Source organism: Paraburkholderia nemoris, assembly GCF_905221015.1.
Lineage (GTDB): Bacteria > Pseudomonadota > Gammaproteobacteria > Burkholderiales > Burkholderiaceae > Paraburkholderia > Paraburkholderia nemoris.
Map to the genome: position 1 here is coordinate 153,329 of NZ_CAJNBO010000011.1, position 17,158 is coordinate 170,486.

Consider the following 17,158-nt stretch of genomic DNA (forward strand, 5'->3'; position numbering starts at 1 on the left):
TGCCACCGACATGCGCGCCGCCCGGAGACCACAAGAAAAGCCTGGCTCGGAGAATCAGATGTCTGAAGAATATGAAGTGCATGGTCCGCACGACCATGCGGTTGAACACGCTGGCCACCATGACTCGGACCCGTTTGCGAGCCGCATGGCCGTGATGACGGCGATCCTCGCGACGATCGGCGCACTGTGTGCCTACCAGAGCGGCAACAGCGAAAATCTGGCGCTGTACTACAAGAACGAAGCCGCCATTAAAAAGACCGAAGCGTCGAATCAATGGAACTACTACCAGGCCAAGGGCGAGAAAGAGAATCTCGCTGAACTCGGTGCGGCGCTGTCGCTCGGCAATGCCGATGCGCACGCGAAGTTCGCCGCCGACGTCGACAAGTACAAGCAGCAGAAAGAGCCGATCCGCGCGAAGGCTGAAGCGATCGAAAAGGAAGTCGTGGACAACGACGCCAAAAGCGAAGCGCTGCTGCATGGCCATCATCGCTGGGCGCAGGCGACGACCTTGATTCAGGTGGCCATCGCCCTCTGCGCGATCACGTTGCTGACTCGCAAGAAATGGCTGCGCAATCTGTCGTTCGGGATTGCGGCTGCGGGTGTGATCACTGCCGCTGTGGCGTTCTTTTCGGCGTGATTGCACGAACGACGTTTGCCGCGATGCTCGGCATGGCGTGCGTCAGTTGATCCGGTAAGTTACTTACGTACGGTTCAATGCGCGCGGCCGCGCGCAGCACGCTCGAGCAACAACTCGCGCTCACGCGCATTGCGCGTCATGCCGGCAGCGCGCTCGAATTCGGCGCACGCCTCTTCCACCCGGCCGAGTTTTTCTAACAAATCGCCGCGCACGCTCGGCAACCAGTGATAGTTCGCGAGCGCCGGATCGGCGGCGAGCGCGTCGACGATTTCCAGACCGGCAGCCGGCCCGAACGCCATGCCGACTGCCACCGCCCGATTCAACTCCACCACCGGTGAAGGTGTCACCTGCGCCAGCGCGTCGTACAACGCGACAATCTGCGCCCAGTCAGTCTCCTCGGCACGGCGTGCACGCGCATGGCACGCGGCCAGCGCCGCCTGCAACGCATAGGGGCCGCTCGCGCCGCCCAACGCGTGCGCGGTGCCGAGCGCTGCCAGCCCACGGCGGATCAGCAGCGGGTCCCAGCGGCTGCGGTCCTGGTCGAGCAGTAGCACCGGCCGCCCCTCGGCATCAGTGCGCGCATGCGTACGCGACGCCTGGATTTCCATCAACGCGACGAGGCCATGCACTTCGCTTTCGTCGGGCACGAGTCCGCTCAGCACACGCCCCAGCCGCAACGCTTCCGCGCACAACGCCGGACGCATCCAGTCGTCGCCGGTTGTGGCCGAATAGCCTTCGTTGAAAATCAGATAGATCACCTGCAGCACCGACGCGAGCCGCGGCGCACGCGCATCCGCCTGCGGCACCTCGAACGGCACCTTGGCCGCAGACAACGTGCGTTTGGCCCGCACGATGCGCTGCGCGATGGTCGGCTCAGGCACGAGAAACGCGCGGGCGATTTCGTCTGTGGTGAGGCCGCCGAGCAGGCGCAACGTCAGCGCGACACGAGCGTCCGTGGACAACACCGGGTGGCACGCCGTGAACACCAGGCGCAGCAGGTCGTCGCCGATATCGTCGGCGCGTGCAGCATCGAGGGTATCGACGAAATCCGGCACGAGGTGCGCCTCCATTGCGTCGAGATCGTGGCCCAACTCCTCACGCTTGCGAGCATGCAGCGCTTCCTGGCGCAAGCGGTCGAGAGCACGGTTCTTCGCGGTCGCCATCAGCCACGCTCCCGGGTTGTCGGGCACGCCCGCGTCAGGCCAATGTTCGAGCGCCGCCACCAGCGCGTCCTGCGCCAGCTCCTCGGCGAGCCCCACGTCGCGCACGATCCGCGCGACGTGGGCGATGACCTTGGCGGATTCGATCCGCCAGACTGCCTCGATGGCACGATGGGTGGCCGGTTTTGTCACGGGATCAGCCCGCTGCCTTGGCGTTCGGATCCATGTAGATCAGCTCCCAGATGTGTCCGTCGATATCTTCGAAGCCGTGCCCGTACATGAAACCGTAGTCCTGCGGCGCGCGCGGCACCGTGCCGCCGGCGGCGAGCGCCTTCGCGACCAGCGCATCCACCTCACCCCGGCTCTCGCACGAGAGACCCACCAACGCCTCCGTGCTTTCCTTCGGATTGCAAAGCGACTTGCGCGTGAAGGATTTGAACAGGTCCTTGACTAGCAGCATCGCGTAGAGGTTTTCGCCGAGAATCAGACACGCGGCCTGCTCGTTGGTGAATTGCGCCTCGAAGCTGAAACCTATCGCGCTGAAAAATGCCTTCGACCGGTCGAGATTGTCGACCGCGAGATTGACGTAGATCTGCTTATGCATGATGAAATCCAGTGATCGGGTTGTGGGCTCGCCGGGGCGTCGCAGTGCACCGCACTGCGCCACGCATGCAGCGATCCCGCGCACTCAACTCGCCTCGGCCAGCGTTTTCAGATTGCTCAGGCCATCTTCGAAATCCTTGCCGACCATGCGGTCCATGCTGACGAACACCTGCATCAGCTTCGACAGAAACGGCGCTGGCCCATACATCGCCCAAGTGACCTGAGTCGCGCCGGCCTCCGGCTTCAACGTGAAATCGGCCATGTTATGGGCTTCGAACGGCTTGATAAAATCGAGGTTCATCGTCACGTTCGCCGGCGCCGCCGTGTCGACGATCTCCATCTGCCCCACGCCGACCTTTTCGCCTTGCCACGCATAGCGCGCACCCTTGCCGCTCGGCGTGCCGCTGTAAGTGCCCTGCGCCGCGGGATCTTTGCGCAGGAACGGATTCCAGCGATTGAATTGATGCAGGTCGTCGATCAACCCGTAGACCCGCTCGGGCGGCGCCTCGATGCGCACGCTGCGTTCGATGCGAAAGTTGTCGGGCCGCGTCGCCGCGTAGATGAGCAGCAGACCCACCGCCGCAACGACGGTGATCAGAATAACTTTGAGCATGATGAATCCTCTCGATGTGGCCGGATCGGCGCCTCGTCTGGCGGTCGGATCGGCGTCGCGATTAATGTTTGGCTGCGTCCAGCTTGCGGAAGCGGTCCACTTCCGGGCTCGGCTCGAAGTCCTCGAGTTCATACAGTTGCCGCACTTCGATTTCGCCTTCGGCATCCTCGCCGAACGGCGCCGGGAAGCGCCGCGCCCATTCCATGGCTTCTTCGCGGGAGCGAACCTGAATCAGCGTGTAGCCGGCGATCAGTTCTTTGGTTTCCGCGAACGGGCCGTCGATCAGCGTGCGCTTGCCCCCGCTGTAGTGGATGCGCCAGCCTTTTGAACTCGGTTTCAGGCCGGTTGCGTCGAGGAGCACACCGGCCTTGGCCAGTTCTTCATGGTAGGCGCCCATCGCCGCCATCAGGGCTTCGTCCGGCTGGCCGCCGGCTTCGCTGAGGGCCGTCGCCTTCACTATGATCATGAATCGCATCGCAATCGCTCCTGGGGTGGTGTGTGGTTAGTGGAGAGCCGTTATCTGTTTGCTGGCCCCTTACTCACACGACGAGCGATGCGCGGCCGGATCGACACGTTTGTCGTTAGCCTAGGGAAAACCCCAAGAAAATAGCCGCAAATGGGCAAACCCGCTTATAGGAAGCAAGGACCAAGCTTGCGGACTTCGACAGTGCACCACGAGGCCGCCGGGCAGGCTTGCGCGATCGCCACCGCTTCTTCGCGGGTTTCAACATCGAGCAGGTAGAAGCCGCCGACCATTTCCTTGGCTTCGGCGAAGGGACCATCGAGCAGCTTCGCTTGACCATCGCGCACCTGCACGCGCACGGCGTCATTCGTGGAAGTCAGTGCTTCGGCTGCGACCAGCTTGCCGCGCTCTTTGAGGCCGGTTGCGAAACGCACCATCTGGTCATAAACCTCGCGCCCCGCCTGCTCACCGCGTTCGACGCGTTGATTCGGGGGTTCGACGATAAGCAGCATGTAAGACATGGCGTCTCCGATTGATCGCGCCGCGGACGTGAACACCAGTGAACAGCAGCGAGGCGTACCACGGCAAGAGCGCGCTTACAGTTGGGTTGCGAAAGGCAGTCTAGCAAGCGCGGATGACTCCAGCAAACCCGTTTCACCGCTCGGGCACCCGCGGACCGTAAGCCCTACGGACACTCGTAATACAGATGCGGCACGTGGATTGCTGTTTCGGTTGTATCGATACACATCCGAGGTGACATCATGCGAAATCGATCTGGCTTGGGCGTCATTGCAATGGTATTGGCGCTACTGACATTGATGGCAGGCTGCACCCTTGGCGGCGCGGCGGCGGGCGGCGTTATCGGCAACGAGGCGACCGATCACAGCGCGGTCGGCACAGTCGGCGGCGCAGTGGCCGGCGGGATTATCGGGCACGAGTTGGGCAAGTAATTGCGCCTGAACTGTCTGAAGCAATTCGATCAGAGAATATGACGGGTTCCCAAACGCGACTACCCTTCATATTCTCCTATTCAGTCGCTCTCCCACGCGACACAACAACGCCACTTTGAAGTATTCTCCCAACGCTTAAGCGCGCGTCGTGAACGCATTGTGTGTAGATTAAAAGCAGCAAATAATCTGCTTTCAATCCGATAAACCGACGCCGCAAATGCAATCGAATTTATCGGCATAATCTGCCGGCATAACAAACGAATCATATAAACAGGGCATCGGGGAAATTCATGCATCGATCGTTAGTGCGTAGCGGCGTCGCGGCCGCAGTGGCCTTTGCGTTGTTCCAACTCGGCGGTTGCGGCGGCGGCGGTTCCAGCTCAGCGTCGTCGAGCACGCCGACGGTCACGGCCACCTCGGTGAACGGCACGGTCGCCACCGGCAGCGCCGTAGTCGGCGCAACCGTCACGCTGACCGATGCGACCGGCGCTCAGGCCACGGCAACCACCAACACCCAGGGCGCGTACACGATCTCGGTGAAGGGTATGACCGCGCCGTTCCTGATCGTCGCCACCGACGCCACCGGCATCTCCGCCCCGCTCGTCTCCGTGCTCGCCAAATTGCCCAATGGCACGGCGCCGGCTGTCGCCAACGTCACCACGCTGACCACGGCGATTGCCGCCATGCTGACCGCTTCGGGCAACCCGCTCGACCTCGCGTCCACCACGGCACTCGCCAAGGTGACGCTGCCGTCCGTGCAGATCGCCACCATCACGCTCGACACGATGCTGACGAAAATCCTCACGCAGAACGGCATCCTGACGGCGGGCTTCGATCCCATCGGTACGGCCTTTACGCCGAACCACACCGGCGCCGATGCGGTGATCGACACGGTCTCGGTCGTGTCGGCCGCCAACGGCGGCCTGTTGCTGCTGTCGAATGCGGCGCCGGGTACGACCATCGCGCTGAACAACCAGACTGCCCAATCGATCGCGCTGGCAGCGCCGCCCGCGGCGGCCAACTATCTGGAGCCGCTGGCGTCTCTGCTGACTGCCTGCGCGGCAACCGGCGCGCTCAACACGTCATGCTCGCCGGCCATCGACTCCGCCTACCTCGAAAGCGGCTCGACCGATCTGGCCGTCGCCCACGGTCTGACGGAAGCGGCCTTGACGGGTGCGGTGTTCGGTTCACCGAAGACGCTCGCCTTCTTCACAAGTAACGGCAAGCAGCTCGCGCTCGTGCAGTTGCCGGTCACGCTGGCGAGCGGCACGACAGGCGTGCTTTACACCATCGCGCAACAGCTCTCCACGCCCGTCACGCTCGCCAGCGGCACGCAACTCGGCTGGGATCTGATCGGCAATCAGTCGCAATTCGCTGTGTCGATCATGTCGCAAATCCAGCGTCGCACCTTCCTCGATTCGAAGCTGAATGATGTGAACCGGTATGAGTCGGGTCTCACGATTGCGATTCCGACCGCGTCGAATCCGACGGTGTATTCGGCTTCCGTTACAGGACCTGGCCTCGCTGCGCCGGTCTGGCTGATGCAGCGTAATGCGGTCGGCAGCAGCACGCTGGGGCTGTCGGAGCTGAAGTTGAGCGCGGCACCGGTTTCGCCCGCTACCACCAGCAGCAATACGTCACTGTATCGCTGGTCATGGCAATCGCTGTCGTCGTCCGCGAACTTCACGCCGGCGGCTTCGAGCGGCTACTACTCAGCGCAATCGATCGACGCGAGCGCCGTGCCGCTCTACTCGACCTACACCGTGACGTTCTACGACGCGAACGGCGCGCAGCTCGGCCAGTCGTCGATCATCAATCCGGGCAGCCCGCTAAGCGCGGCGGCGGGTAGCGCGGTTGCGTGGCCGACGCTACTGGCGGACTTCGCGACCCAGTTCCTCACGCCAGCCGGGTCGCTAGCCGGCGTGCAGTACGCGATGAGCGTGACGTGGTCGAGCCTCATCAACGGACAGAATCTCGCGTATCCGGTGACGTCAGTGCAGATTCAGGCTTACCCTGGAACGGCCAGCGGTTCGACGACGGAAGTGGACGGCTTCTCGGTTGGCGCGCCGAACAACACCACGTTTGGTCAGTATCAAACGACGGTCTCCGCGGGGGTTAATTCTCTGGGCGTGCAGACTTGCACAAATTGCCCGTTCCCGGCGTTGACGTCGGGTGGTTCACGGCTCGTGCAGTTGAGTGGTGGGCAGAATGGCACTCAGTACTTCGATATTACGAAGTACAACGATTAGAGCAGGACAAACAAGAAACGCGGGCCCATCGCAGCGGCTTTCTTCATGTAGCCGGCAAAAGTGATCGGGCCTGCTCGAGAAGCGCGTGGGACGCAGCAAATTCGTTGCGTCCCGCCATCGTCAGTGCCGCGTGGCCGGTGCTCGCGAACAGTTCGTCGTTGGACGTTACGACTGCATTCGAACCGGAACCGGGCTGGTCGTATCGGCGAAAGAACGCGAGCATCTGGAACGCGTCGAGTCGCCAGTCCTCTGGACCGGCCTTGGCCAGAAGCTCAGCGGCGGCTGCCAGTTGCCGCGTGACGGCGAGGAATTCAGAGCGTTCCATGACATCTGTCTCCTTGAGGGCGCCGTCACCGGGCGTGCTGAGAGTTTAGCCCCATGCCGTGACGAGCAATGACCAGGGTGCGCCTTCCGGTCGTGATGACCCGCTTCGGATAGAACGAGCAGACGCAAGGCCGGCTTCTGCGCACCGCCGCGCATGCGTATCAGCATGTAGGGCGTCTTGTGTCGAAACGAAAAAAACGCCCCATGCAGGGCGTTTTTTGTTTGAGCGTTAGCTTGCGGCGAAGCGCGACGGTGCTTAGACGGTCGCTTCGACAATCGCTTGCGTATGGGCCGATCTCATCAGCCCCTCGATCATCTTCGCTTCCGCGTTCGCGATCTCGCTCAACGATGCGATCGCCAGTTGCCCATCCAGAATCGCCAGCGCGGTGCAAAGACGGGCGTATTCGCTGTCTTCGAGGACCCAGGCGCCGTCGTGATGCTCACGCGCATCGAGCTGCACCATCGCAGCATGCGCGCTTTCGATATCGGCAATCACGTCTTCGCCGAGGCCAAGACGCGCCAATTCTTGCGACACCAGCAGATGCCGGCTCAAGGTCAGATGTAAATCCCGCGTGCCTCGACCGCGCCGGAATGCATCGAGGGCGGTGTAGCACTGCAGGAGCATCGCCTCGGTGACCGGCTCGTGGGCGGTGCGGCTATAGGTCAGCGCGCGCAGCAGCGGGGACATGGCCGGCTGGGTGTGCTTGCGGACTCGCGATTTACTGGACATATCGATTCAACCTCCTTCGCTAACTCTCGGCTTTGCCACCGAATGCTGTGCTCTCCGGTGGCAAACGCCGCCGATGCGCCGGCGGCTTGACAGGCCCTTAATGTGAGTCTGTGATGCCATCATGGCAAGCAACTATTAAGACAGACTTAAACAACTCAAAGTCTCGAATGTGCGCGGCGTCTCGCCACGCGCGAGCAGATTTTCCGCTAGGGCTGGCCGGAAATGCAACGCTGGCATATAGGTTCGGATCGAATAAATACAAGTCACATCGGACACGCCGACGAAAAAAAACCCTGTTCCCGCGAGGGAACAGGGCCTGACAGGATGGAAGAGTCGTACAGGCGCGTGGATGCTTGCCGACTTTTATAACCATCACAAACTACCAAAGCTGTTGCTACCAGAACTGCTACTGCGTTATTGCGGTACTGCTTTACTGCGGTACTGTATTGCTTTGCTGCGGTATTGCTTTACGGCGGTATTGCTTTACGGCGGTATTGCGGTAATGCGTTGCAGCTCGGTCCCTCGCCATCAACATCGCCTCGCTGCAACCCCCTGCTGATTCGTGCGCGTGACTGCTGCGATTGCGCACTATTTGCATTGCTTCGACTTCCTACTGCTTTACTGCCCTGCCACGTCGGTCAAACGCGGCAAACTGCCATCAACGGTACGGTTCAAAACAACGCGGGGGAAGACCGCGTCGATGGGCTCGGTGACTTGTCGCTCCATGGAAAACAGTTTATGTGAACACACGAAAATGCAATTGCGCGAAACGAGGGGAATTGGCAGGCCAGTTTGCCGAATCGCCGCGGGGTGGTGGTTTCTTCGGACTTGGGCCGTGAGATTAAGCGCCCGAAACACAAGCGCGTGGCCTGTACGAGCGCCTGGGCTTCGAAATCGTCGCCGAAGAGGAAATAGAGTTTCTGATGCGGCGCGCGCCGCACGCGTCAGCGCAATTTCGAGCAGAATGACCGTCTGACAAAGACGGAACGGAACCCGCTATGACCTTTCGCGACACCTCGGCCATCGAGAGCTGGCACGCCCACGTTTACTTCGATTCAGGCAGCCGCGACGCCGCGTGGACCTTCCGCGAGCAAATTGAAGCGCACTGGAACGGCAAGCTGCAAATGGGCCGCTTTCACGAACGGCCGGTCGGGCCGCACCCGATGTGGTCGTACCAACTCGCATTCGCGCAGGAACAGTTCGCCGAACTCGTCGGCTGGCTCACGCTGAATCACGGCGCACTCGATATTTTTCTGCACCCGAATACCGGCGACGCCTTGCGCGACCACCGCGACGCGGCGCTTTGGATCGGCCGTTCGCATGAGCTCGTACTGAGCGCTTTGAACTAGGTGCCAAGGCGCGCGTAGCGGCCCAAAGGCGCTAGCTAGCCCGGTCACATATTCGAGTAAGAGTTGCACCAGCCACGCGCGGCGACCTGCTTGTCGCCGAACAGCGTGCAGCCACCGTAGGCGTCGGTAGGCTTACCCTGGAATAGCGAGCAGTTGGCGCAGGTTTGTCCAGCGGCGTAGCTGGGGAACTTCGCCTTGTCGACCTTTGCCGCGTCCTCTTTATAGCCGACGGCCTGCGCCTTCGGATCGGCTTCGCTCAGTGCGTTCGCGGTATCGGCGAACGCGACGCGGGACAGCATGAGCGATGAGCTCACGCCCACACTCAGCATCAAAAAATGGCGGCGTGAGGTTTTCATCATGGTCCGAGGGGAAGATTGGAAAGTGGGGATGCCCGTGGATCGGGTTCAATCGAGAAATCGCGTGAACCGTTCAACCGGTTCGCGATCGGTGCGTAGCGTATTGACCAGCGCGTTTTCGTCGGCGAAACCGAGCGACATGCCGCACACCAGTTGCTCTTCGGCCAGCAGGCCGAGATGCTCGGCAATCAGCCGGTGAAACTGCGTAAAGGCCGCCTGCGGACAGGTATCGAGGCCGCGCCCGCGCGCCGCCGTCATGATCGCTTGCAGGAACATGCCGTAGTCGAGCCAGCTGCCGAGCTCCATCACCCGCTCGATCGTGAAGAACAGGCCAACCGGCGCGCCGAAGAATCGGAAGTTCTGCGCATGCTGTTTATGCATGCGCGCCTTGTCGCCCTTGTCGATGCCTAGCAAGCCGTACAGATCCCAGCCGATCTTGCGGCGGCGGTCGATATACGGCGACACCCATTGGTGCGGATAGTAGCGATACTCTTCCTGATACAAAGCATCGCGCTGAGGGTCGTCATAGGCGGCGACCAGAGCCTGCGACAGGCGCGCGAGCGACTCGCCCGTCACCACATAGACTTTCCACGGCTGAGTATTGGTGCCCGAGGGAGCGCGGCTGGCCGCTTCGAGAATCGCCTCGATATCGGCGCGCGCAACCGGCGTGGGCAGAAAGGCGCGGATCGACCGCCGCGATATCAACGCGGCGTCGACCTGATTGGGGGACGTGGTCATCGGCAGAAATCCGGCAAGGCCAACGGTTTTTGGCGGTCTGCGACGATTCTAGCGCGAGCGCCCACTTTTCCGCTGGCGGGCGTGCAGGGTTCCGGGCGTGCGCGCCAACCGCTGCGGCGCAGCCCTCAGGGTCTACTAGAGCAGCCCCATACACACGGCAGCAACGATCGACCCGATCACCAACACCGCGCCGACGGTTTTGCGGTTGTTCAACTCCGTCCAAAGCAGCACGCCGGTGAGCGACAGCAGAATAATGCTGCCCGCCAGCGTATCGATCAGCAGCACCCAGCCGACGCTCAAACCGACGCCCTTGTGCAGATTCGTGAGCGTCGCGAGAAACGAGTTTTCACTGCGCTTGACCGTTACATAGCCATTGCCGACCCAATACTCCGCGGCGGTGTTCTCATGCGGCGACGAAAAAGTGAGCTGCCAGTGCTCGGGCTGGAGCACGCTGCGCTCGCCCCACGCAACCGGATGCGCGGGTTCTTTCTGCGCGCGTCCCGGGGTACCGGTCAGTTTCAGTTCCTGCTTGAGCCACTTGCCGAGTTCGCGTGGCGTTTCCGGCGCCGGTTGCGGCAACGGCACCTGCACGACCGACACCTGCGGCTCACCGGTCGACACCTTGAGCGGCCCGCCACGATGATTCAACAGAAAACCCGTAGTGCCGAACAGCAAACCCAGCGCGGCGCCCCACAAACCGATCCAGCCATGCACTTTGCGCAGCCATTTGACGAAGGTAGCGCGGCGCGAGCGCTGCTGCCGTGCTTTCAGTTCGTCGCGGTCGAGCCGCTGCGGTGCGACCGCCTCGGCGTCGATGGCCCCAGCCGGTCGGAATTCAATAGCCTCGGGTACGCTCACGTTTCACTCCAGGTGCGCAACAGGTTGTGATAGCAACCGACAAGGCTGCGGCGCGCGGCATCGTCGGCATGCGTGGCGTTCAGACGTTGAATCGCCGTGTCCATATCGAATAGCAAAGCGCGCTGCGTGTCGCTGCGCACGAGGCTTTGCACCCAGAAGAAGCTGGCGAGGCGCGCACCGCGCGTGACCGGCGTGACCTGATGCAAACTGGTGGCGGGATAAACGATCATGTCGCCCGCCGGCAGCTTGACCTGTTGCACGCCGTAGGTGTCTTCGACAACGAGTTCACCACCGTCGTATTCGCCGGGTTCGGAGAGGAACAGCGTTACCGACACGTCCGTGCGCAGCTTCACGCCATTGGGCAGCACCCGCACCGCGCCGTCCACGTGGCTGCCGAATTCCATGCCGCCTTCGTAGCGATTGAAGAGCGGCGGATACACCTGATTCGGCAACGCCGCACTGATGAAGAGCGGGTTGCGTTCGATCGACGCGAGAATCACATCGCCGAGTTCACGCGCGACCAGTGAATGCTCGGCGATCTGCTGGTTGCGTTTGACCGGCGCGCCCTGATAACCGGCGGTGGCGCGGCCATCGACCCATGCGTCGCCGGCGCTGTCGAGCCGCTCGCGCACAAAGCGCAATTGCTCGGCGTTCAGTACATTCGGAATGTGCAGCAGCATCTTGAGTTTCCTTGGCCTCGTTACGTCGGCCTGCCGTTTGCGAGAACGGCAAGCCTACCGTATCGACGAGACATGCTTCAGAACCGGTAGTCGAACGTTGCCAGCAGCGTGCGTCCGATACCCGGCACCGAACGGCCGCCATCCGACTGGATGAGCGCGTCGTAGTACATCTTGTTGGTCAGGTTCAGCAGATTCAACCGGACGTCGTATTTCTTCGCGTGATAGGCGGCGGTCGCATCCCAGCGTGTGTAACCCGGCACCTGCACGTAGTTTGTGTTCGACGCATAGCGCGGCGACATGTAAGTCGGGCCGCCGCCGATTTCCCAATGCGGCGTGATCGCGTAGGTGGTCCAGAACGTCAGCGTATTACGCGGCGTGTTGGCCGGTGTGTGCCCCTGGGTGCCGTCGAGCGCCTTCAGGACAATGGCGTCCATGTACGTGTAGCCACCGAACACTTGCCACTTGTCGGTAATGTGGCCCGTCACGCCGGCCTGGAAACCGTCGACGCGAATGTCGCCGTCGAGTTCGTATTCGGTCGGCGAGACTTGAGTGCGGGCGTTGGTCATTTCCTCGCGGAAGAACGCGGAGTTCACCGAAATATTGCCGCCCAGCAGATCCCACTTGCCGCCGATTTCATACGACCGGGTGGATTCCGGCGCAAGGTTCTGCGTCAGGTTGGTGACCGTTAGCGCCTCGAGCGACGGATCGAACGACGTGCCGTACGACACGTAGTACGACTGCCAGTCGGTCGGCTGATAAATCACGCCGGCGCGAACGCTGGTGAAGAAGTTGGTTTGCGTCGCGTAACCCGGCAGGCTGACCGTGTTGTGGATCTGCGCCTGGAAGCGATCCCAACGCAAACCGCCGATCACCTTCCAGTGCTGGCCGATCGACACGGTGTCGTTCACGTAAGCGCCAATTTCGTTCGAGCCGGAGTCGGCGCGGTTGCCGACCGTGGTGGTCACACCGGCAGGCGAAGACAGATACGCCGGGTTCACCATCGAAACAACCGGCAAGTTGTTGCGCGTGTAAGCCTGATTCGAATAGCTGTCGTGACCCAGGTCGACCCCGGCGATCAACTCGTGCTTGAGCGGCCCGGTGTCGAATTTGTATTGAAGCGAGGTGTCGTTGTACAGCGAGTGGTTTTCGATCACACGGTCGTGGCTTTGCAACTTGATGAACAGTTGCGAAGGCGACAGCGTCGTGAAATTGCCATTGGTCAGCGCCGTACTGGTGGCGAGCGGCCCCGTCAACACCGCTTGCGGCGCGGTTTCGCGCGCGTCGGTCATCGAGTGCGAGAACTGCGTCTGGTTGGTCAGCGTGAGCTGGTCCGAGAACTTGTGTTTGATCGCGGCGGTGAACGTCTGCACGTCCTGAATCGTGCGGTCGGTGGTTAAGCCATAAAACGTGTTCTTCGGCACCGGCGACGGGCGGCCGTTCAACGCCTGCACGCCGTAGTCAGGCATGTCGTAGTTGTGCTGGATCAGCGCGGAGATCGTGACTTCAGTCGGCGTGCCAATGCCGAAGCGCACTTCCGGCGCGATACCGTAGTCCTTGTTCTTCATCTCGTCACGCGTCGAACCGAGGCTTTGGCCGAATGCGTTCAGGCGAATCGCGGAGGTGTCCGTCAGCTTATGGTTGACGTCGACGGTGCTGCGATAGCGGTCGTCGGTGCCGATCATTCCCGTGACTTCCGCCGAGTCCTTCAGGTTCGCCTTCTTGCTGACCTGGTTGATCACGCCGCCCGTCGAGCCACGGCCGAACAACATCGACGACGGACCGTACAGCACTTCGAGTTCTTCGAGGTCGAAGGTGTCGCGATAGTACTGATTGCGATCGCGGAAGCCGTCCAGATAGATGTCGTTCTGCGCGGTGAAACCGCGCAAGTTGATGTTGTTGCCGATCTGACCGCCTTCGGCGCCGCCGATCGTCACGCCCGGCGCATTGCGCAGCGCGTCCTGGAACGACGTGGCGCCTTGCGAGGCGAGCACCGCCTTGTTGATCACGGTCACCGTCTGCGGAATGTCGCGCAATGCGGTGGGCGTCTTGGCGCCGACCGTCGAGCGTTCTGCCTGGAAGTCCTGTTGTTCAGCTTGCGCCGCGACGCCGATGGTCGGCAAGGTCGCGTTGTCGGCCGCTGCGGGCGACTGCGCGTTTTGCGCCGACGGCTGCGACGCAGCTTGCGGAGCGGTCTGCGCGACGGCGGGCGTCGCAAATGGAACGGCAAAAGCTAGCGCTAACGCAGTCGCAAGCGGCGTGTGAGTGAACATGGGAAATCCCGTCGGAAGTGCGCTTGCCCGATTCGCATGCTCGACATGGAATCAATGACAAAACCGCAATTGGCTGGCTGCCGGTCTCCTGCTTGGAGCAAGAACGACGGGATGGCTGGCTAGTGGTTAAATGAGAATCGATATCATTCCATATGCATAAGAACGCATCAATCGCGGCGATCCTTACCTGCTGTAATGGAATTGTTTCGAATTTTTACGATCGTATGGAAAACGTAATTTTCTAAACGTCGCAGTCAGCTGAAAATTACTTATTTGTAATGTTAAGAAGCCCGACAGGTGGCACTTTCTAATATTTATTAGACGAATATGCCGACTTGTTTATATCCTCGAAAAACACGTCAACTTCTCTCAACGCTCAGCAGCGCTGATCTGAGTGACCCGGGTGATGTAGCGCGGCAACGAAAGCTCGCGTCACCTTCGCAAATCAGTCGACCAGCACGGAAAGCTTTCTAAATGCTAACGGCGCACCGCGCTTGTGGGTGCCCGCGGCCGAACGCGAAATCGCCACACCGTTTATCCTTTTTACAACACCGCATACCGCAACTGTCCCGTCCATCTTCGGAGTTGACCATGCAATACCGCAAATTCGGCCGCACTGGCCTGACCGTTTCGCGCCTGTGTCTCGGCACGATGACCTTTGGCCTGCAGACTGAAGAAGATGTTTCGCGGCGGATTCTCGACACGGCAGCGGACGCCGGCGTGAACTTCATCGATACCGCCAACGTTTATCCGCTCGGCGGCGGCGAAAGCATTGCCGGACGCACAGAGGAGATCGTCGGACGGTGGTTGAAGGGCAAACGCGACCGCTTCATTCTGGCGACGAAGGCGGTCGGCAAGATGGGGCCGTCAGCGTGGGATCAAGGTGCGTCGCGCAAACATCTGCTGGATGCGATTGACGCATCGTTGCGGCGGCTCGGCACGGATTACGTGGACCTGTACCAGCTCCATTCTGACGACGCGAACACCCCGCTCGACGAGACGCTCGAAGCACTGGACGTGATCGTGCGATCCGGCAAGGCTCGGTATATCGGCGTGTCGAATTTCCTGGCGTATCGGCTGGCGCGGGCGCTGGGCCGCGCCGATGTGCTGCGCGTGGCGCGGTTTGTATCAGTGCAGCCCCGCTATAACCTGTTGTTCCGTCAGATCGAGCGGGAGTTGTTGCCTTTGGCGGATGAAGAGCAATTGGCCGTGATGCCCTATAACCCGTTGGCGGGTGGTTTGCTGACTGGTAAGCATCGGGTGGATGCTGCGCCCACGTCCGGGCGGTTCACCGAAACCGTCGGGAAGGCGGGGGCCATGTATCAGGAACGGTACTGGCATCAGCGCGAGTTCGAAACGATCGAGAAACTGAAGGCGATTGCTGCGCCGACGGGCGAGTCTTTGACTCGGGTTTCCCTTGCGTGGGTGCTGGCGAATCCGCTGATTACGTCGGCGATTATTGGCGCTAGTAGCGCCGAGCAGTTGAGCGATACGCTGTCGACTTCGGAGCTTGTGCTCGATGCACAGGTTAAAGCGCAGCTTGATGAGGTGAGTCACGAATATCGATGGGGAGATGCGGCCCGATAGGGAGGTGCCTTTGACGGCGGTGCCGGCTGTCCGGCTTCCGCCATCGAAGGCATAGAAACCACCACCCGATTACCGTCCGTATCGAAGCACCGTACTCGCCGCAGCGAGCACATGATCCTTCATAGCCGCCTGCAACGCGTCGCGCGTCAATCCTGCCGGCAATGCGTCGGGCGGTAAATCGAGCGCATAAACCTGCGCAACATAGTGATGCGGGACGTCCCCAACCGGCGGGCAGGGTCCGTAATAGCCAGGGCCACCCGTCCGGTTCGTTCCGGCCACGCTACCAGCCGGCGTCGCACCTGCGCCGAGTCCGGTCGCCGACGGCGCGACGCCATACATCACCCAGTGGACTATACCCAGACCCTTTGCCCCGTCCGGATCGAAAATAGTAATGGCGTAACTCTTCGTGCCGGCAGGCGTGTTCCGCCATTGCAAGGCCGGCGACACATTCCCGCCACCGCAATTATTCGCGCTCGCCGCATGGCTCGAATCCAGCGTGCCGCCGTCGGCCAAACCCGGCGACGACAGCACAAATGCATCGGCCGCGCGGACATTCACTGCAGCAAAAGTCAGCGCGGCGCACATGCTGACAAATAACAGGCGTCGTGCAACGCCAGCGGTATGGCTTCGAATCATCGTCGGCTTCCCCGGGTATAAGTTAGCTAAGCTGAAAAAGGTCGTGCCGCAACAAACGCGCGTCACGGCCACCGGTGACAAACGTATCGACCAGTCGCTTTATTCCGCCGACGCTCTATGAATTCATCCGTAAATCACTCGTCACTTGAACCGGCCCGTCCGCTCATTGGCCTCCGGCAACTGCCGCGTCTCACGCAATGACTTCGGATGCCACAAGCGCGCGCCGCCTTCGATCCCCGCATCGTTCGAAACGGTCGCGACGTTCGCGGGCAACTTGAACGTCAGCCGCGCCGCGTTGCCACCGCCAATCCAGAGCTTGTCGTAATTCACCAGCGAATTGAGAATGCCGATTATCTTCTCGACCCGGCGATTCCAGCGCTTGTTTCCCACCTTCTCGCGCGCCGCGTCGCCGATGTATTCGTCGTACGCCACCCCCTTCTTGCTGACCGGATGATGCGCAAGTTCGAGGTGAGGCATCAGCTCGCCATCGCGGAACAGCGCCGTACCCGCGCCCGTGCCGAGCGTCAGTACGAGCTCGATCCCGTGGCCTTCGATCGCGGCAAAGCCCTGCATCTCCGCGTCGTTGATCATGCGCACCGGCAGACCGCCGAGACGCTGCGCCAACGAATCCGCGAGCGGAATGTCATGCCAGCCTTCGACACCAAAATGCGGCGCCGTCAGAATGCGATTGTTGCGCACAACGCCCGGGAAGCCAATCGACATCAGCGTGGGCGGCTCCTTTTCGACGAGCGGCTCGACCAGCTTCACCAGCGCATCCACCAGTTGATCCGGCGTGCACGGATGCGGCGTCGGCACGCGCAAACGGTCGGTTTTCATCTGCCCGTCCGCATCGATGATCGCGGCTTTCAAGCCCGTGCCACCGACATCGATCGCCAGAATCCGCTCGGTACTGCTTTTTACTTTCGTCTTACGTGTGGCCACGGTGTCCCCCGAT

19 protein-coding genes are annotated in these 17,158 nt (G+C 61.4%); 5 read left to right on the forward strand and 14 right to left on the reverse strand.

The annotated features are described in order from the left end of the window. Positions 1-58: 58 nt before the first annotated feature. Positions 59-637 (forward strand): DUF4337 domain-containing protein, encoded by a 579-nt coding sequence (locus KHO33_RS18710; protein ID WP_054034270.1) that lies wholly within the window; start codon positions 59-61, stop codon positions 635-637. Between the two features lie 74 nt (positions 638-711). On the opposite strand, the gene KHO33_RS18715 is transcribed toward KHO33_RS18710, so the two are convergent. From KHO33_RS18715 to KHO33_RS18735, 5 genes are all read right to left on the reverse strand, one after another. Next, positions 712-1,989, reverse strand: a complete 1,278-nt coding sequence (locus tag KHO33_RS18715; protein WP_200561025.1) for an RNA polymerase sigma factor — start codon at positions 1,987-1,989, stop codon at positions 712-714. Between the two features lie 4 nt (positions 1,990-1,993). Further along, positions 1,994-2,401, reverse strand: coding sequence for a VOC family protein (locus tag KHO33_RS18720; RefSeq protein WP_054034033.1), 408 nt, complete (start codon positions 2,399-2,401; stop codon positions 1,994-1,996). Between the two features lie 84 nt (positions 2,402-2,485). After that, on the reverse strand, positions 2,486-3,013 hold the full coding sequence (locus KHO33_RS18725; protein WP_093634237.1) for an SRPBCC family protein: 528 nt from the start codon (positions 3,011-3,013) through the stop codon (positions 2,486-2,488). A 61-nt stretch (positions 3,014-3,074) separates the two neighbouring features. Continuing rightward, entirely contained in the window at positions 3,075-3,488 is a 414-nt protein-coding gene (locus tag KHO33_RS18730; RefSeq protein ID WP_054034037.1) for a YciI family protein, read from the reverse strand. Between the two features lie 155 nt (positions 3,489-3,643). Beyond that, positions 3,644-3,997, reverse strand: coding sequence for a YciI family protein (locus KHO33_RS18735; RefSeq protein ID WP_054034039.1), 354 nt, complete (start codon positions 3,995-3,997; stop codon positions 3,644-3,646). Between the two features lie 273 nt (positions 3,998-4,270). Here KHO33_RS18735 and KHO33_RS18740 point away from each other — a divergent pair, with 273 nt between their 5' ends. Together KHO33_RS18740 and KHO33_RS18745 are read left to right on the forward strand one after the other, a co-directional pair. Next, positions 4,271-4,426, forward strand: coding sequence for a glycine zipper 2TM domain-containing protein (locus KHO33_RS18740; protein WP_407946185.1), 156 nt, complete (start codon positions 4,271-4,273; stop codon positions 4,424-4,426). Between the two features lie 290 nt (positions 4,427-4,716). Next, positions 4,717-6,675: a hypothetical protein gene (locus tag KHO33_RS18745; RefSeq protein WP_200561027.1), complete on the forward strand. Its 1,959-nt coding sequence runs from the start codon at positions 4,717-4,719 to the stop codon at positions 6,673-6,675. Positions 6,676-6,718: 43 nt separating this feature from the next. Here KHO33_RS18745 and KHO33_RS18750 read toward each other — a convergent pair whose 3' ends face one another. Continuing rightward, on the reverse strand, positions 6,719-7,000 hold the full coding sequence (locus KHO33_RS18750) for a hypothetical protein (RefSeq protein ID WP_200561029.1): 282 nt from the start codon (positions 6,998-7,000) through the stop codon (positions 6,719-6,721). Positions 7,001-7,255: 255 nt separating this feature from the next. Next, complete coding sequence (locus KHO33_RS18755) at positions 7,256-7,729, reverse strand: hypothetical protein (protein ID WP_054034044.1); 474 nt, start codon at positions 7,727-7,729, stop codon at positions 7,256-7,258. Between the two features lie 998 nt (positions 7,730-8,727). On the opposite strand from KHO33_RS18755, the gene KHO33_RS18760 reads away from it, so the two are divergent. Further along, positions 8,728-9,078 (forward strand): DOPA 4,5-dioxygenase family protein, encoded by a 351-nt coding sequence (locus KHO33_RS18760; RefSeq protein WP_097395052.1) that lies wholly within the window; start codon positions 8,728-8,730, stop codon positions 9,076-9,078. 44 nt (positions 9,079-9,122) lie between these two features. Here KHO33_RS18760 and KHO33_RS18765 read toward each other — a convergent pair whose 3' ends face one another. From KHO33_RS18765 to KHO33_RS18785, 5 genes are all read right to left on the reverse strand, one after another. Beyond that, positions 9,123-9,434: a high-potential iron-sulfur protein gene (locus KHO33_RS18765; RefSeq protein ID WP_054034272.1), complete on the reverse strand. Its 312-nt coding sequence runs from the start codon at positions 9,432-9,434 to the stop codon at positions 9,123-9,125. A 48-nt stretch (positions 9,435-9,482) separates the two neighbouring features. Beyond that, the gene (locus tag KHO33_RS18770) at positions 9,483-10,172 is read right to left on the reverse strand and encodes a nitroreductase (protein ID WP_200561031.1); all 690 of its coding nucleotides are present in this window, start codon (positions 10,170-10,172) and stop codon (positions 9,483-9,485) included. A gap of 135 nt (positions 10,173-10,307) precedes the next feature. Beyond that, complete coding sequence (locus KHO33_RS18775) at positions 10,308-11,030, reverse strand: PepSY-associated TM helix domain-containing protein (RefSeq protein WP_054034046.1); 723 nt, start codon at positions 11,028-11,030, stop codon at positions 10,308-10,310. Beyond that, positions 11,027-11,710: a Fe2+-dependent dioxygenase gene (locus KHO33_RS18780; protein ID WP_054034048.1), complete on the reverse strand. Its 684-nt coding sequence runs from the start codon at positions 11,708-11,710 to the stop codon at positions 11,027-11,029. Before KHO33_RS18780 ends, KHO33_RS18775 begins: the two co-directional genes overlap by 4 nt. A gap of 77 nt (positions 11,711-11,787) precedes the next feature. Then, a complete protein-coding gene (locus KHO33_RS18785; RefSeq protein ID WP_054034050.1) occupies positions 11,788-13,980 on the reverse strand; it encodes a TonB-dependent receptor in 2,193 nt (730 codons plus the stop codon). A gap of 591 nt (positions 13,981-14,571) precedes the next feature. On the opposite strand from KHO33_RS18785, the gene KHO33_RS18790 reads away from it, so the two are divergent. Further along, complete coding sequence (locus KHO33_RS18790; protein ID WP_200561033.1) at positions 14,572-15,567, forward strand: aldo/keto reductase; 996 nt, start codon at positions 14,572-14,574, stop codon at positions 15,565-15,567. Between the two features lie 69 nt (positions 15,568-15,636). Here the strand turns inward: KHO33_RS18790 and KHO33_RS18795 are convergent, their stop codons facing one another. Then, on the reverse strand, positions 15,637-16,203 hold the full coding sequence (locus tag KHO33_RS18795; protein WP_054034055.1) for a YbhB/YbcL family Raf kinase inhibitor-like protein: 567 nt from the start codon (positions 16,201-16,203) through the stop codon (positions 15,637-15,639). A 141-nt stretch (positions 16,204-16,344) separates the two neighbouring features. After that, on the reverse strand, positions 16,345-17,145 hold the full coding sequence (locus KHO33_RS18800; RefSeq protein ID WP_054034057.1) for an ROK family protein: 801 nt from the start codon (positions 17,143-17,145) through the stop codon (positions 16,345-16,347). Positions 17,146-17,158: the final 13 nt, after the last annotated feature.

Coding starts and splice junctions, on each gene's coding strand:
- KHO33_RS18755 (WP_054034044.1), bottom strand. CDS start 7,729: ATGTCCAGTAAATCGCGAGTCCGCAAGCACACCCAGCCGGCCATGTCC.
- KHO33_RS18770 (WP_200561031.1), bottom strand. CDS start 10,172: ATGACCACGTCCCCCAATCAGGTCGACGCCGCGTTGATATCGCGGCGG.
- KHO33_RS18740 (WP_407946185.1), top strand. CDS start 4,271: ATGGTATTGGCGCTACTGACATTGATGGCAGGCTGCACCCTTGGCGGC.
- KHO33_RS18750 (WP_200561029.1), bottom strand. CDS start 7,000: ATGGAACGCTCTGAATTCCTCGCCGTCACGCGGCAACTGGCAGCCGCC.
- KHO33_RS18760 (WP_097395052.1), top strand. CDS start 8,728: ATGACCTTTCGCGACACCTCGGCCATCGAGAGCTGGCACGCCCACGTT.
- KHO33_RS18765 (WP_054034272.1), bottom strand. CDS start 9,434: ATGAAAACCTCACGCCGCCATTTTTTGATGCTGAGTGTGGGCGTGAGC.
- KHO33_RS18710 (WP_054034270.1), top strand. CDS start 59: ATGTCTGAAGAATATGAAGTGCATGGTCCGCACGACCATGCGGTTGAA.
- KHO33_RS18785 (WP_054034050.1), bottom strand. CDS start 13,980: ATGTTCACTCACACGCCGCTTGCGACTGCGTTAGCGCTAGCTTTTGCC.
- KHO33_RS18720 (WP_054034033.1), bottom strand. CDS start 2,401: ATGCATAAGCAGATCTACGTCAATCTCGCGGTCGACAATCTCGACCGG.
- KHO33_RS18725 (WP_093634237.1), bottom strand. CDS start 3,013: ATGCTCAAAGTTATTCTGATCACCGTCGTTGCGGCGGTGGGTCTGCTG.
- KHO33_RS18780 (WP_054034048.1), bottom strand. CDS start 11,710: ATGCTGCTGCACATTCCGAATGTACTGAACGCCGAGCAATTGCGCTTT.
- KHO33_RS18795 (WP_054034055.1), bottom strand. CDS start 16,203: ATGATTCGAAGCCATACCGCTGGCGTTGCACGACGCCTGTTATTTGTC.
- KHO33_RS18735 (WP_054034039.1), bottom strand. CDS start 3,997: ATGTCTTACATGCTGCTTATCGTCGAACCCCCGAATCAACGCGTCGAA.
- KHO33_RS18790 (WP_200561033.1), top strand. CDS start 14,572: ATGCAATACCGCAAATTCGGCCGCACTGGCCTGACCGTTTCGCGCCTG.
- KHO33_RS18730 (WP_054034037.1), bottom strand. CDS start 3,488: ATGCGATTCATGATCATAGTGAAGGCGACGGCCCTCAGCGAAGCCGGC.
- KHO33_RS18745 (WP_200561027.1), top strand. CDS start 4,717: ATGCATCGATCGTTAGTGCGTAGCGGCGTCGCGGCCGCAGTGGCCTTT.